The organism is Parabacteroides massiliensis (genome assembly GCF_900155425.1).
GTDB classification, from domain to species: domain Bacteria; phylum Bacteroidota; class Bacteroidia; order Bacteroidales; family Tannerellaceae; genus Parabacteroides; species Parabacteroides massiliensis.
Map to the genome: position 1 here is coordinate 1,507,898 of NZ_LT700189.1, position 16,181 is coordinate 1,524,078.

The window sequence follows — 16,181 nt, forward strand, 5'->3', positions numbered from 1 at the left end:
GAATTATGATTTATGCGTCGATAATAATTATAATTCATAAATCACCTCAAATCTATTATTTCAGCATCAGGATAGTCCTTTTCTTTAAAAACAAAAAAGCCGTCCGGTTGGTTTACTCCCGTTTTTATTTTACTGATACGGATCGTACTGTTGATCCCGTTCTTCGAAAAAACAGCAATCGAGACCGGAAGAGCAGAGAATTTTTCTATCTGGAGTTCCACCCGAACGATATCGCTTTTCTTTTTGGGAACCAGCTCGATGTCGTAGGCTGCTTTACCGTTCGGAGCCGTGCTTTCACCCTTATATTGGGCGGTAAAACCTTTTTTATAAGAACGGAGCAACAGGGCCGGATTCGTAACCTGCAACTCCTCGCCAGTCGGGATGGAGACGTTTACTTCTGCGTTGCGTTCGACAAACGACCATTGCGTCGTTCCGTCGAACCAAGTGATCATGTCCGGAGTCTTCAGTACGAATTTATCGCCTTTGATATCGACTGTGCCGTCAAAGCTTTCCGACACTTTCTGCACATCCGAGCGTGTCTGCATCGTGAAATAAACTGTCAAGCCGTCAGACTCCTCATAAGCGGAAGCGGCCTTATCCAAGATGGAAGCAACGTTCTGCCCCAACACCCTCACACCGGGCGTAACCCAAAGACACAAGAAGACAGCAACCCAAATACAGCAAATTTTTATTTTATTTTCTCTTTTCATTCTATTCTTTATTATCATAGTGATGATTTTTCCGTAGAACCCCGCTCCTACGGGAAATCACCATTTATATCTTATTTCAATGAATTCAATAATTGTTCCAGGCTGTATTCGTCCTGGATCAAGACCTGGCGAGCTTTGCTGCCTTCGAAAGGACCAACGATACCCGCTGCTTCCAACTGGTCCATCAGACGGCCGGCACGGTTGTAGCCGATTGCGAATTTCCGTTGGATAAGTGAAGTCGAGCCCTGCTGCTGAATCACGATCAGACGGGCAGCTTCGTCGAACAACGGGTCGCGGTCCGACAGGTCGACTGTTCCGGTGGGTGAAGATTCGCTACCTTCACCTACATATTCCGGCAACAGGTATGCCGTCGGATAAGCCACTTGCGCACCGATATAGTTCACAATATCTTCCACTTCTGGCGTGTCAACAAACGCGCACTGGACACGCGTCGGTTCGCTGCTTCCAGTAATCAGGATCAGCATATCGCCCTTACCGATCAGACGGTTGGCACCCGGAGTATCCAAAATTGTACGGGAGTCGATCTGCGACATCACCTTAAATGCTATACGGCTTGGAAAGTTACTCTTGATCGTACCGGTGATCACTTTCGTATCCGGACGCTGGGTTGCCAGAATCATATGGATACCGACCGCACGAGCCTTGGCCGCAATACGCGAAATCGGCAACTCTATCTCTTTGCCCGAAGTCGCGATCAGATCGGCAAACTCATCGACGATTGCCACGATATAAGGCAGGAACCGATGTCCTTTCTCCGGATTCAGACGGCGGGAAATGAACTTTTCATTATATTCCTTTATATTACGTGCCGAAGCCTCCACCAGCAACTTATAGCGGTTTTCCATCTCGATCACCAAGGAGTTCAAAGTCGCTACCGCATCACCCGGCTCCGTCACGATCGGTTTGTCAGCATTCGGCAATTTCGCCAGATAATGACGTTCTATCTTCGAGTAAATGCTAAATTCCACCTGTTTGGGATCGACCATCACGAACTTCAATTCGGCCGGATGCTTCTTATACAGCAGGGAGGTGATTATCGCGTTCAAGCCGACTGATTTACCTTGTCCGGTCGCACCGGCCACCAACAGGTGGGGAGTCTTGCATAAATCGAACATGAATACCTCGTTGACAATCGTCTTTCCAATCGCCACCGGCAGGTCATACGTGCATTCCTGGAATTTGCGCGAAGCGACCACCGATTGCATCGAAACGGTCTGAGGCTTGTTGTTCGGGACCTCGATCCCGATCGTTCCCTTACCCGGCATCGGAGCGATGATACGGATCTGCAAGGCGGAAAGACTCAAAGCGATGTCGTCTTCCAGGTTCTTGATCTTAGAAATACGCACACCTGCTTCCGGGACGATCTCGTAAAGCGTAACCGTCGGTCCGACCGTTGCTTTGATCGAGGCGATATTGATACCGAAATCTTCCAGCGTCTGCTTGATCATCTGCTGGTTCTCTTCCAATTCTTCGCGATTCACTTCGACATTACCCGAATCGTAAAATTTCAGCAGGTCGAGTGTCGGGAACACATAGTGGGACAAGTCCAGACGCGGATCATATTTACCCATTTGAGACAGATCGCTAGTTACTTCGTCTTCTGGTACTTCCACTTCGAAGACAGGACCGTCATTAGTAACTGCTTTGACAGCCGGATCTTCTTCACGGGCTATTTCATATTCAAAATTATTCTTCTTTGAAGCCTTTTTCTCTTCCGGCATTACCTTCTCTTCCTGCTGTTCTTTTTCTTCCGGTATATTTTTTTCTTCCTCGTTTCTCCGCATTTCGGCTTCCGTATCGAAAATATATTCGTTCGGCCCGATAACTTCATTCTTTGTCTCGCAAGAGGCTACAGGTTGACGAACTTCCTCTACTTCCGGAGTATCCTCCATTTCCGGGACTTCGCTCTTTTCGCATTTCAAACGGTTCTTCAACCATCCGAAAGAAAAGAGTTTTTGCAAGAACGGGATGGTCTGTTTGCTGGTGAAAATCGCGATAATCAGGAACAGACCGACCAGCAGCAGGATCGTGCCCGGTATCCCGATGTTATTCATCATCACCTCTGACAAATAATATCCGTGTTGACCACCCAAATAAATAAATGTATCTTCATATCCGCGGATAAAGACAAAAGCAAAGAACAATGATCCCCATATCAGCATAGCCGCACTGAACAGAAAGCGTTTCAGCAGCGACACGCGGCTCAGGTTCATCAGCTTTGCCCCGACCGAACCGAGGAAAAACAAGATCAGGAATGAAGAAATCCCAAACCATCGGTTCATCAGCAAATCGGCAAGGAAAGCCCCGCGCACTCCCGTCCAGTTTTCTACCGCCCCTCGGTTGACCACCAAGTCCGACAAAGGGATGTTCTCGATCTTACTCTGATCCGCTCCTCCCGTAAAGAAGAACGAAATCAATGCAAGACCGACATATATGGTAACAATGGAAATAATCAATCCTGTAATAAAACGGGTCCGCTCACTGGTAAAAAAGTTCCGAATTCCTTTAAATCTGCTTTCCCCGTTATTTGTATTTTGCTTTGCAGTCGTCTTTTTAGCCATTATACATTCAAATTTACAACTGGCAAATATACATAGAATAATTCAAGTTTTACATGAGAAACGCAACAAGACTTTCCCAAATTCTTAAGGTTCGTTTGATTTTTACCCGGTCGGGAACTACTGTTTTACATGGAAATCATTACTCAGAAAATCACTTGTGGCATACTTGAACCCGTATGGCCCGTAATCTTTCAGCATTTTATGTGCTAATTGTTTTTCCGGCTCCGTCACTTTATCCACCGGTTCGCCTTCCGCATCGGCATAATTCGTGGGTGTCATCCGGGCGATGGAATGTTCCCAGTCTTTGTCCGGCAAGATGTTACGATACATGATGGTAAAGACATCGCCGAGTGGTTTTCCATCTATATCGATTTTCTCGCTATCCCAAACAAAGAGGTTCCAATGTCCACCTAATTTATTCAAGGCTTCGATTTTTACTTTTATTTCCTCCAATCTGGGATTTTGCTTCCGGCAGATGATAAAAGTCGTTTTTTCGCCTTCCTCTACGTTTGCTTCCTTGTCATAGACGGAGTAGTAAGAACGAGTGTTGGACGCAGAACCAAGGCAGATAGACCAATAACGGGCCTTGGCATTTTCATATTCTTCCACTTTCTGAGGAATCGGAACCGGAATAAAACTGAATATCAACACAGAATCAGTTTTCAGGCGAGTACGTCCATAAAGATAGCTGGTTGAGTTGTTCGGGTAATATTCGCTTCGCGGAGCTAAGAAAAACGGAACGTCGCGATTGTCGTCAGACTTTTGGGTAAAGGTTTTGCCTGTCACTTTATCGATATTCGACCGGGTGCGTTCTGGAGCTGGCATTTCTTTCAGCGAATGTATATCCACACCTGTTATCAGAGGCAACTCGACTCCTCCATATTCATCTTTTACTCCGTTAACATCCGTTCCAAGATAATGCCGGATGCAAATAGCAAGCCGTCTGACACCTGCTGTCACTTTGCGAACGTTCTTCGAAGGAAGCTTCGCGATCTTCGACTCTTCCATGGAAGCCGGAACGACGTATAGAGTGAAATAATTGTCCTTCGACGATGTCACCACAAAGGGATTATCATCGCCCGGGTCCGATGTCATCTCATAATCATTGATACCACCAATGGCAGAGCCTGTTTCATCATTATAAAACGAGAAACTGAAATAGCGGGCGTGAGGATATTGCCCTTTTATCCGTAGAGCCACATCCGGATAATCGGTCATATCATACGTATATTCCCAATAATTGCTGAACAAATCTGGATAGGCTCCCAAAACCTCGCCATCACCTTTCAATGTGGCACTCCACTGTTCTTTCGGATTGACTGTTCCGTTCTCATCCTTACCGCCCTCATCGGAACAAGCGATAAAAGCCGTATACAAAAATACGGTGAAAAAGAGTGATTTCATTCTTTTTTGTTTCATGGAAAATTTCATTTATAAATAGACTGGAACGGGCACTTTCTCAAATAAGGGAACCCGTCGTTCATCGTGTCGTTATCATCTATGGCCCAATCGTTATCGAAATTGAAACCGCTGAACGTGTTCTTCTCTTTCTTTTTGTTCTCCGTGAAAGAGTCGGCACACCAGCCATCGCCGGATTCTTTCAGATAGTACAGGTTATGATGGTGCCAGATACTCCCGTGGTGTGTTCCGACCACTCCGTTACCGTGTAATACATCGCCGATATTGATGCATCTGACCACTTCGGCGTAGTGGTCTACACAACCGATAATACCGCCATTGTCATCGTGTTGGTCGGAAGTGACAGTCCCTGTATTGTAGCAATCATGAGTCATCCAATGTTGATCATCATAATCGTTACCTTCTTCCTGATAGCCCAAAAGCCCTCCGACATGCGAGTCGTTGTTGCCGGACGAGATTGCTCCCCGGTTACAACAATAACCCATTTCCATGTTTTCTCCGATCGTAAAACCGGCTCCTCCCGGATCTTTTCCTAACCTTCCGGCGATGCCACCGACTTTAGAAGCACCGTTTCCGCCGGCTATCTCGCCGTGGTTGGCACAATACATGACAGCCATGCGAGAAGCGTCTCCTTGCCCGATGATGCCACCGATGTTCCCGTTATCTCCCGAATTGACGATCTTTCCATAATTGGCAGAATTGGAAATGGTATGTTGGATGCTCTTATCATGAACCAAAAAACCGACACAACCGCCGACCACTTGCCCGCCACTGATGTTCCCTATATTCACGGCATAGTCCAACTTGAAATCGGAAGGCGAACTCTCAAATTCTATATAACCGACAATTCCACCGGTAAGATTGCCACCCTCCACATTTCCGTAATTGACCAGATGGTCATACGAACCGGCCGCCACACTCAACCGTCCAATGATGCCACCGGTATGAACACCTTGTGAATTTTTAACTGCAGCCGTATTACCGACACAATTTCTGACATGTCCGCGAGTTTTATTGCGCAGATGCCCGACAATCCCACCGACCTTTTCACGTCCGAAAACCTTTCCCGTCGCACATAGTCCCTCCAGATAGGTATCCAAAGCATATCCGACGATTCCGCCCATGGAAGTACCATCGCCGCCTTCACCGTCATTTCCTTTCCGCCCGGAAGAAACCGTCCCGGCGAAATTACTTCTAAAACCATCGGCAGCCGGTAAAGAAGAGAAACTTATATCATCCGACAAATATCCCTTTATAGTACTCCATTCTGCAAAACCGACTAATCCACCAATAGCATCGGCACCCTGTACGCGCATATTCGCATCAAGCGAAAAGGCTGCTCCTTCCAGCGTGTTTTTATATTGCTTTCCGGCAACGCCTCCTCCAAAATGCTCGCCAGCAGTAACATCGGCATTTATCAGACTGACAGATTTCGCCTGAATATCGCCTTCCAGATAACCAAACATGCCTCCGACATATTTTATGCCTTCGATGGCGATATAGCCATTGTCTACCTGCACGACACGGTTTGCTTTATCTCTTCCGTCCAACACCAAGTGGTTATTGCTATGGAGTGTTCCAAAGAATCCTCCAATAGACTCCTTTCCTTTCACCAAAGAGCCGACAGTACAAACTTGGACGTCCAGATCGGCCGACAAATCGACCTTGCCCATCAATCCTCCCACTTCATTCTGTTCAGACCGGACAGGAGCTAATATCTTAACCCCACGCAAAGAACTTGGGCGGCTGATCTTCACATCCCCGGCGATGCCTCCTGCCTGTCCGGAACCGGCATAGATGACTTTTAGATTGATGTCTTCCTCGGAAATAGAATGCTGAAAGGTGATATCGTTCAACTGGCAACCGCCATTCACGATCGCCCCGGCTATGCCACCAGCACTCCACTCTTGCGCATTGACCGTAAAAAGATACGGAGAGTAATCTTCCCTCAAATTGGAAAAGCCGTTCACCGTCAACAAGCCGTTCTCCATACAACCAACCAGTCCACCGATCTTGTTTTTGCCATTGATTTCTGCAAAAAGACGACAGTCCTTGATAATCAAACTACCGGTCGCATATCCAATAAAGCCGCCTATACAATCGCCGCATCCCGTAATGCTCCCGTCGACGGTCACATTCGTTATCGACACGGAATCCTGCGAAACGCCGGCCAATGCCCCGCCTTTGGATTTGATTCCCTGCATACGAGGTTTAACAACAAGGTTCTTGATCTCTGCACCCTTGCATAAAACTTTGAAAAGCCCGATCGAATTGTCATCATCTTCCTGCGAGCCGATATACGGAAGCATAACACAATGTCCGGAACCATCATACGACCCGGCAAACAAATAGCCGGCATAATAGCGTCCTTCGTAAACGTCGCTACGAGGCGGAACCTCGAAATCGGTAGTCTGACGAAAATAACGGCCGGCAGCATGTTCGATGGAATCCCGGCTCAAATCATATTCAAAAGTATCGAAATCTTCTTTCGAACCGATCAGATAAGGATCATCAGACGTGCCCTCGCCTTTCAAAGAATATTCGACAACAGAGGCCAAAACTCCATGTAGCATTTCATCCCGGAAAGTGACTTTCAACTTAGTTCCCAATCGTATCCCGTTCATGAAAAATGCCGTCAGGTCGTAATCGCTATCCGGTATCCGTTCATCCTTCGGGATATAGATACAGAAAGAAAAATCCGATCCGTTATTCTGCACATCGACATCATATTCCCGCGTGGAATTATCCGTATGGGACTGTAAATATATCTTGATTTGTCCGGTCGTATCGGGGACATCCCAAACTCCCTTTTCCAAAGTAAACGTACTCAACTTGAAATTGTCGCTTTCCTTCAAACTGGAGCCCAATCCGTTCGACCTGTACAACTCATCGTCACCACAACTTGTCCCCCAAAAAGCAACCAAGACCATAAACAGTCCGATCACATGAATATTTGTTTTCTTCATACTCTCTACACGCCCTATACATTATCAATTTTCTTCTTCAATCGCTTCTTCCATTTCCGAGTGGTAAGGGACCGGGAAATATCCGGTACTTTCCGTCACATGCCAAACGGAAGCGGTACCGTTGATATCCCAGTCCTCATAACTTTCCGGATTTTTCAATTCTTCAACGGAAAGTGCCTTCATATGGTTAAAGTTATTATCATCTAACGACGGATAGAGCACATCGTAATAATAGAGTCCGGATTTATCCGGAAAATCTCCACTGCTGTGATCCATAGGATCGCCCCATCCGCTACCGACGCTTAAACACCGGTCTATTTCGTATCTGGAATCGCCTCGACCGACAATTCCTCCGTTCTTGCCGGAATCGCCTTCGTAAGATCCGGCATTGAGGCAGTCTTTGATAAGGCAATATTGTTGCAAGTGGCCGGCTATTCCTCCGACACGATCGGAATCGTCAGCTTTCACTTTTCCCATATTGACACATTGCGAGACGATGACTGCATTGTTTTGATAATCCGTCGCCCCTTCTATGACAGCGTTCGTCCCTCCGATAATGGTAGCGACGGATCCGAGGGCCGTAAGAGCGATGGCAGTCGAAGTTCCGGCAGTAACAAATCCGGAAGCAACTGCGGCCGTGGCTGCCACACAAATACAAGTTCCAGCTATTACTTTTTGCACGATCTCTTGTATATGCTTGCTCTCTTCGATCTTGTCATATCGCTCTTCCCTCTTCTTGTTTATATTATAATTAATTATGGAATTATTATCGTCCGAGGCTTCATAGAAAGTCAGCACCTTACCCAAGTTATCCATGTAGACAGGTGCTATCCCAGCATTCAAACCGGAAGGCAACAAACCGGAAGCCAAACTGAATCCTTTCCGCAAACTTTCCATGTCCGTTTTGACAGACGCATCGATCTCGGTCACTTTCGCATCGAGAGATACTTGCAAAAGTTCCGTTTCCTTCTCTGTCAACATCTCGGCAATGCCAACCCGAAGCAACACCTTATCGGTGACCATGAGCGCCCAGTCTAATCCTGTCTCCGCGATATGCAAAACATGAACCAGTTTGCCAAATGCTTTTCCAGCCGTCGAAGTCGCCTTTTCCAACGCACCTCCTGTCACAGCTATGACGGGTCCTAAGATTCCCAACACACACTCGACACTGCCCAAGACACAACTCACGATGTTCATTGCCGACCATTCTTTCGGGTCGCCAATCTCACCGATCAAACCTCCGGTCGGCCCTTCTCCTCGGTTCAATACAAAACCTGCATTACAGCAATAATTGACCATCGTATAGTTGCCTGCCAACCCGACAATACCGCCTGCATAATGGGCCTTCACGTCCATATCTCCGAAATTCTGCGTGGCGAAGATGGCACCCCAAGTTGTCTTGCCGACCACACCTCCGGCACTCTCCACGTTTTGTCCGGACACTTTTCCTGCATTCAACGCATTATGAACCACGGCGACCGACGAATTGCCGACGATACCACCTACATACGAATCACACGCATAAGCGACTACATCACCTGTGTTATATACGGCATAACCACCGAACTGGGCTTCACCGCAAATGCCGCCTATCGCCGATTCTCCACCGACACAGCCGGTGTTCCGGCATGATTTCACCAACGTATTATTGAAAAGAAGGTCCTCGGTTCCCAACCGGGTACTTCCGATGATTCCTCCCACACCGATATAGCCGTTGATATTTCCTTTATTGGTACTGGCGTAAATATAAGACATTCCCGTTCCTCCGGCAATACCTCCGGTGCCAAAACCTCCATTGGCTTCATCCGCTCCGTCATAGGCTTTCGCTCCCGTAACATCACCGGTATTCATGCATCCCAAAACAAAAAGGGAATCTGCCGAACCAACCAATCCGCCGGCGCCGGTATAGTCGGAAGTCACAGCCGCATGGTTCTCACACTGTTGCAGATAAGATTGTGAATACAGCGAGCCGGCTCCCAACAAACCTCCTATGCCGTATGCTCCGGACACCGCAGTACTCACGTTAACGCAACTATCCAGCAAGATCATTCCATACGTGTCTACTTCTCCGACCAGCCCGCCGGCACCGACACTTCCTTTGCTAGCCATGACATATCCTCCACTGGTCATACAACTGAAAAGCGCAGTCTTGTCACGGCTGTCTCCTGCCGATACGGCACCTCCGACTATCGATCCGACCGCAAAATTGCCCTCCATACGAGGATTTTCCATCCTGATATTTTTGAAGACGGCCTTCTCCGTATAACCAAACAAAGCAATACCGGCCGAATTTTCTCGTTTAGCCCAAAGATTTCTGATCGCATAACCGTTTCCGTCATAAATACCGCGAAAGGGATTGTTCGGCAGATTGCCGATCGCAAGCCATCCAAACTCGTGGTCACTGTCCCACGATGCCTTGTCCATGTCTATGTCTGCCGTTTGCAGAAAATGAGTTTTGACCAACAGAAGATTGTTCTTGGCCTGATCGTTCGCCACGTTCCGAATTCGTTTCAAATGATCGGAACTGGATATGATAAAAGGATCATCCTCTGTCCCGCTACCGGACAATTTCATTGCCTTACTATAGAAATCAAGAACCTTTACCGTATCTGTTTCCGATATTTCCACCCGGCATCCCAATCCGTATTCGCACCAAGTCGTGTCCGACCCGACTGTCGTCACCGGAGCCTTCAGATAAAGCAAACGATAAATGCCTGCCTTCAATCCGACATCGAACGTAAGAATAGATTTGCCATCCAGACGCAGATGTTCTCCTTGCCGTGAAATAACGGTGCCATCTTCCGTACTGATGGCACAGACAAACTTTGCATAATGGAAATCTTCCGTCTCTTGTTGAAGAGTGATCAGCTTTTGGGGACCTTCGTAGAAGTCCTCACCTTCGGGAAGCACGGGTTGAGGCCCATCCTCCTGGCAAGCGGAAAACAACACACTGAATATTCCGAACAAAAACAACAATCGACTCATCTTTCCCATATAAGCACATTAAGAATTTCCTGACAAAAGTATTCAGGCTGATCCAAAAATAGCAACGAAAGATAGCGACAATTCAGATCACAGGATATGACAAATTTGTATTCATCAGTAAAATATGTGATTTTCAATACTTTTACTTACCAATGGCAATATTCCGGTATTGGGAAGGAGGCATGCCGTATTTGTCCCTGAAAGAACGTTGAAAGGTTCGCAACGTCCCAAATCCACACTGTTCCGCAATTTCCTTTACTGTAACCGATTCTTCCAAGGCAAGAAGACGTCTGGCATTTTCGAGTCGAAACATGGTGATATATTCCAACACGGTCTGTCCGTTCTTTTCCCGTATAGAGTTTGCCAATATTCGTTCGCTGACCAGAAGCGCCTTGGCAAGTTCTTTCCTATCCAAAGCCGGATTCCGATAAGGACGTTCGTTCGTCATGTACAGGTTTAGTTGCCGCATGACTTCGGCCGATACATCCTCGACAGACTGTTCCTTCCGTTTTTCCGATAACGGCAAAAAGTTGCTTACCCACTTGTCATGCTCTTCCAACTGGTCCACAAGCACGCGATTTTTGATATTCAGTTTCTTCGCATAAAGGACCGATAAAGAGAAAAGAAGAGCAATCAGCATGATAATGACAAGAGACAATTGCAGATATCTCGTTTTTTGCCGGTTTTCCTGTTCCATCTTTTCTACCTGATGCTGTATGCGGAGCTCCTCTATCTGACGGGCGATATCTATCTTGGCGATCGAGTCGCTTGCCGAAATATAATTTCTGTAAAGCCTGATGCTTTCATGAGACTGCCCGTCCAACGACAACAGTTCCGCCTTGACCAACATATCGTCCAATAAGAAAGGGAAGTAATCCCGATGCGTTTCCATCAACGTATCGACTTGGGCAATCGCCTCCTTATATTCTCCTTTTTCATACATATACATATAACAAGCTTCATAAAAATGCTCATACGCCCGGGCAGGGAACTCCGGACGCATATATTCCCGAGCCTTTTCAAGACAATCCTGCGCCTCCGACACACGGTCAACCTTCAGAAATGCGATGGAACGTAAAGAATGATAAGTGACCGGACAATGCCCGCTCGGATCATACCAACCTTTTTCATTCCAGTAGGCCAGCATGTCTCCGTAGTGATCGGCAAGCGGTAACAACTCCTCGAATGCTTCCGTCTTTATGCAAGTCATAATCAACCATTCGCACAAACTTTGAGCCGTCATGAACGTGTTCAGGTTCTCCTGATAGGAAGGGCATATTTCCCGTCCCTCTTGCAAAGACGCGTATGCTTTGTCATACAAGTTAAGTTTATAATAGATTTGCCCCTGTACCCTGAGTGCCATCGCCATACCGAGAGGTTGTTGCAGTTTTTTTGCCTGCAAATACATATCTGCCGCCTCATCCTGCGCTTTTTGATAGAAACGATGCGAAAACAACCGATTTACAAGCATATTGTACAAAGCAAAATAATAGTCGTACTGCTTCGTATCGGAAAGGAAAGTCAAGGCCGGATATACATCCGTCATAAAACCTTCGTCACGGTTCATATTGTTCAAAGACTGAAAATAAGAGACGTAAGCCAATCCCAGATCAGCCGTGTCATGCCTGGCATTTGCCATTTCGATTACTTTTTCCCAATCTTCGGGCAGCTCGCTTTTCCGAGCATTCCTTTTTAAGATCTCAATCGAATCAGGTTGACGTTCAGATTCTTCAGCGACAACTTTGCCACACGGCATAAACGTGAAAAGCAAAGACAAAATAATATATGTACAAATAGAATGTTTCATCAAAAATCAGACCGTTGTCTTTTTCACCGCAAATGTACACAAAATCCGCCTCCATGTTTCTAAAAATCCGAAAAAGACACAGACATGCCCAAACTATCGAAATATATTTGTTACTTTTGCAAGTTATAAACGCAAGATATCTACTAAGATAATTAGCATGGAAAAAGAGAATAACCCGATATACGAACGCAACACACTGGAATTTGTTACTGTTGCACTGGAATTTTGTACGTTTGTCGAGAATGCCGGTAATAGCGGTCTTTTCGACTTTTTGGATAAGGCTGTCAAGATATTGCCTTTGCTTTATCTGAAAGCCACCCTTTTACCCGAAGCGGAAGAGGATGAAGATGCAGAACCGGAGCTGACTGTCACGGAAGGCATGTACGAATCGATCCGCAACCGGATTGCCGGACTGCTCGGAGAGAAAGACTCCTACCTCGATACGTTCCATCCGGACATGCAATATAGCGACACGCCGATAGCTGCTTTTATCTCGGAGAATCTGGCCGACGTTTATCAGGATACGGGTAATTTCATCTCCCTGTTCCGCCAGGGCAACGAAGATGTGATGCTCGAGGCAATCGTTTTGTGCCGCAGAAACTTCCGCGAGTTCTGGGGACAACAATTATTGAACGCATTAAAAGCACTCCATGCCGTGAGATACAGCGAAGAAGAGCTTTTAGAAACCGAAGAAGAGGAAGAAGAATGATACAACAATATACACATTCGATAACAAAAGAGGCAATATCCGAACTTCCCTTAGAGGAATTTACCGGACGAATCATCGTGATCGACACATTGAAGGATGCGGAGAAAGCAATCAGCTACCTCTCCGAGTTCCAGTCTGTCGGGTTTGACACGGAAACCCGCCCAAGCTTCAAAAAGGGGCAACGCTTCAAAATATCGCTTATGCAGATTTCGACTGATGAGGCTTGTTTCCTGTTCCGCCTGAACCGGATCGACATTCCGGATGTGCTCGAAGAATTTCTGGCAAACGAAAAGGTACTGAAAATAGGCCTTTCGCTGCGCGACGATTTCGGGGCAATGCGAAGACGCAAGGATATACAGCCCGCTAACTTCCTGGACTTGCAGAATTATGTCGGGCAATTCGGCATCGAAGACGCCAGCCTGCAAAAGATATACGCCATCCTCTTCAACAAGAAGATATCGAAAGGACAGCGTCTAAGCAACTGGGAGGCCGATGTCCTCAGCGACGCACAGAAAAAATATGCAGCCCTCGACGCATGGGCCTGCCTGAAAATATACAATCAATTGAAACAGATATAATGAAGGAGTGTAAAGTATTTCTCAAACCGAAAAAAGAGGAATCGCTGTTGCGTTTCCATCCGTGGGTATTCTCCGGCGCTATCCAGACGATCGAAGGCGAACCTGAAGAAGGCGACTTGGTAGAAGTTTACGGCACAAACGGGCGTTTCCTGGGTATCGGACATTATCAGATAGGCAGTATTGCCGTACGCATCTTATCTTTCAAACCGGTCACGATCGAGACCGCATTCTGGGAAGAACGCATCCGCATGGCTTACGAACTGCGTCAGGCACTGATGCTTGCCGGAGTAGAGAACAACAACACATACCGGTTGGTGCACGGCGAAGGAGATAATCTGCCGGGACTGGTCATCGACATGTATGCCCACACCGCCGTCATGCAGGCTCATTCTGTCGGCATGCACTACGCCCGTCACCAGATTGCCGAGGCCCTGAAAGCCGTGTTGGGAGATTCTTTACAGAACATCTATTACAAATCGGAAGCGACCTTGCCTTATAAGGCCAACTTAGGCAGCGAAAACGGCTACCTGTACGGTGGCGAAGTGGAAGACATCGCCCTTGAAAACGGCTTGAAATTCTGTGTCGACTGGCAAAAGGGACAAAAGACGGGGTTCTTTGTTGACCAACGCGAAAACCGCTCGTTGCTGGAACGCTATGCCAAAGGGCGTTCCGTACTGAACATGTTCTGCTATACCGGCGGATTCTCGTTCTACGCCATGCGCGGAGGAGCCAAAGTCGTTCACTCAGTCGACAGCTCAGCCAAAGCGATCTCGCTGACCAACAAGAACGTGGAACTGAACTTTCCGGGCGATCCGCGCCACGAGGCTTATGCGGAAGATGCTTTCAAATATCTCGAAAAGATGGGAAACAACTACGACCTGATCATCCTGGACCCACCCGCTTTCGCCAAACATAAGAATGTGTTGCGCAACGCTTTACAGGGTTACCGCAAACTGAACGCCATCGCTTTCGAAAAGATCAAGCCGGGAGGTATCCTGTTCACCTTCTCCTGCTCGCAGGTGGTAAGCAAGGAGAACTTCCGCCTGGCCGTGTTCAGCGCCGCCGCCCAGTCCGGACGTAGCGTACGCATCCTGCACCAACTGACACAACCGGCTGACCATCCGGTCAACATTTATCACCCGGAAGGGGAATATTTGAAGGGATTGGTTCTTTATGTGGAGTGAGACAAATCATAAATCCATTAGTGATATTTAATAAAGGTAGACACAAAATATATACGGAAATATTTCTTTATTTCGTAATAGGTTGTACCTTTGTCTCACTTTTTAGAAAGATAGAAGTATCATTATAAGTAAAACATATAAAACTTATTATTATGTCTAAAGTAACAGTTGTTGGCGCCGGTAATGTAGGTGCTACTTGTGCAAATGTTCTTGCCTTCAATGAAGTGGCAGACGAAGTTGTAATGCTTGACGTTAAGGAAGGTGTTTCCGAAGGTAAAGCAATGGATATGATGCAGACTGCTCAACTGCTTGGTTTCGATACGACAGTTACAGGTTGCACAAACGACTACGAAAAAACAGCTAACTCAGACGTTGTTGTCATCACTTCCGGTATTCCCCGTAAACCGGGTATGACTCGTGAAGAACTGATCGGTGTTAACGCTGGTATCGTTAAGAGCGTGGCTCAGAACATCCTGAAATATTCTCCGAATGCAATCCTGGTAGTAATCTCCAACCCGATGGATACAATGACTTACCTGTCATTGAAGTCTTTGGGTCTGCCGAAAAACCGTATCATCGGTATGGGCGGTGCATTGGATAGCTCTCGTTTCAAATACTTCCTGTCTCAGGCTTTAGGTTGCAACGCCAACGAAGTCGAAGGCATGGTAATCGGTGGTCACGGCGACACGACTATGATTCCGTTAGCTCGTCTGGCTACTTACAAAGGTACTCCCGTCAGCAAGCTGTTGAGCACTGAAAAATTGCAGGAAGTTGTCGCTTCTACTATGGTCGGCGGCGCTACATTGACTAAGTTGTTAGGTACTTCCGCTTGGTATGCACCGGGTGCAGCAGGAGCTTATGTTGTTGAATCTATCATCCACAACCAGAAGAAGATGGTTCCTTGTTCTGTTTATCTGGAAGGTGAATATGGAGAGTCTGATCTTTGCATCGGTGTCCCTGTTATCCTTGGTAAGAACGGTATCGAAAAGATCGTCGAACTGGAATTGACAGCTGAAGAAAAAGAACTCTTCGCCAAGAGCGCAGCAGCCGTTCACAAAACAAACGAAGCTTTGAAAGAAGTCGGAGCTCTTTAATAATCGAAAAAAGGTTTGATAATATAGAAAGAGGATAGTCCTTCGGGGCTATCCTCTTTCTTTTATACACTTTCTTAAACATGGATTTCCAATTCAGCTTCACCCCCCATGACACCTTTTGATTATCATATCACACAGGAGTGAAGG

At 46.8% G+C, this 16,181-nt stretch carries 10 protein-coding genes; 4 read left to right on the plus strand and 6 right to left on the minus strand.

Translation table 11 applies throughout. The annotated features are described in order from the left end of the window. Positions 1-41: 41 nt before the first annotated feature. The 6 genes from BQ9893_RS06395 to BQ9893_RS06420 all read right to left on the minus strand — a co-directional run bounded on the left by BQ9893_RS06395 (position 42) and on the right by BQ9893_RS06420 (position 12,469). Positions 42-710: an outer membrane lipoprotein periplasmic chaperone LolA1 gene (locus BQ9893_RS06395; protein WP_075965240.1), complete on the minus strand. Its 669-nt coding sequence runs from the start codon at positions 708-710 to the stop codon at positions 42-44. Between the two features lie 71 nt (positions 711-781). Then, the gene (locus tag BQ9893_RS06400) at positions 782-3,292 is read right to left on the minus strand and encodes an FtsK/SpoIIIE family DNA translocase (RefSeq protein WP_075965241.1); all 2,511 of its coding nucleotides are present in this window, start codon (positions 3,290-3,292) and stop codon (positions 782-784) included. 117 nt (positions 3,293-3,409) lie between these two features. Continuing rightward, a complete protein-coding gene (locus BQ9893_RS22010; protein ID WP_139322568.1) occupies positions 3,410-4,711 on the minus strand; it encodes a hypothetical protein in 1,302 nt (433 codons plus the stop codon). Positions 4,712-4,719: 8 nt separating this feature from the next. Further along, positions 4,720-7,677, minus strand: coding sequence for a hypothetical protein (locus BQ9893_RS06410; protein WP_075965242.1), 2,958 nt, complete (start codon positions 7,675-7,677; stop codon positions 4,720-4,722). A 24-nt stretch (positions 7,678-7,701) separates the two neighbouring features. Further along, entirely contained in the window at positions 7,702-10,671 is a 2,970-nt protein-coding gene (locus tag BQ9893_RS06415) for a hypothetical protein (RefSeq protein WP_139322569.1), read from the minus strand. A gap of 133 nt (positions 10,672-10,804) precedes the next feature. Beyond that, the gene (locus BQ9893_RS06420) at positions 10,805-12,469 is read right to left on the minus strand and encodes a helix-turn-helix domain-containing protein (protein ID WP_075965244.1); all 1,665 of its coding nucleotides are present in this window, start codon (positions 12,467-12,469) and stop codon (positions 10,805-10,807) included. A gap of 157 nt (positions 12,470-12,626) precedes the next feature. On the opposite strand from BQ9893_RS06420, the gene BQ9893_RS06425 reads away from it, so the two are divergent. From BQ9893_RS06425 to mdh, 4 genes are all read left to right on the plus strand, one after another. Then, entirely contained in the window at positions 12,627-13,178 is a 552-nt protein-coding gene (locus BQ9893_RS06425; protein WP_075965245.1) for a DUF5063 domain-containing protein, read from the plus strand. Then, a complete protein-coding gene (locus BQ9893_RS06430) occupies positions 13,175-13,756 on the plus strand; it encodes a 3'-5' exonuclease (protein WP_075965246.1) in 582 nt (193 codons plus the stop codon). The genes BQ9893_RS06425 and BQ9893_RS06430 overlap by 4 nt, the downstream gene beginning before the upstream one ends. Continuing rightward, a complete protein-coding gene (locus BQ9893_RS06435) occupies positions 13,756-14,940 on the plus strand; it encodes a class I SAM-dependent rRNA methyltransferase (RefSeq protein ID WP_075965247.1) in 1,185 nt (394 codons plus the stop codon). The genes BQ9893_RS06430 and BQ9893_RS06435 overlap by 1 nt, the downstream gene beginning before the upstream one ends. A gap of 152 nt (positions 14,941-15,092) precedes the next feature. Then, a complete protein-coding gene (mdh, locus tag BQ9893_RS06440) occupies positions 15,093-16,034 on the plus strand; it encodes a malate dehydrogenase (RefSeq protein WP_075965248.1) in 942 nt (313 codons plus the stop codon). Positions 16,035-16,181 lie beyond the last annotated feature (147 nt).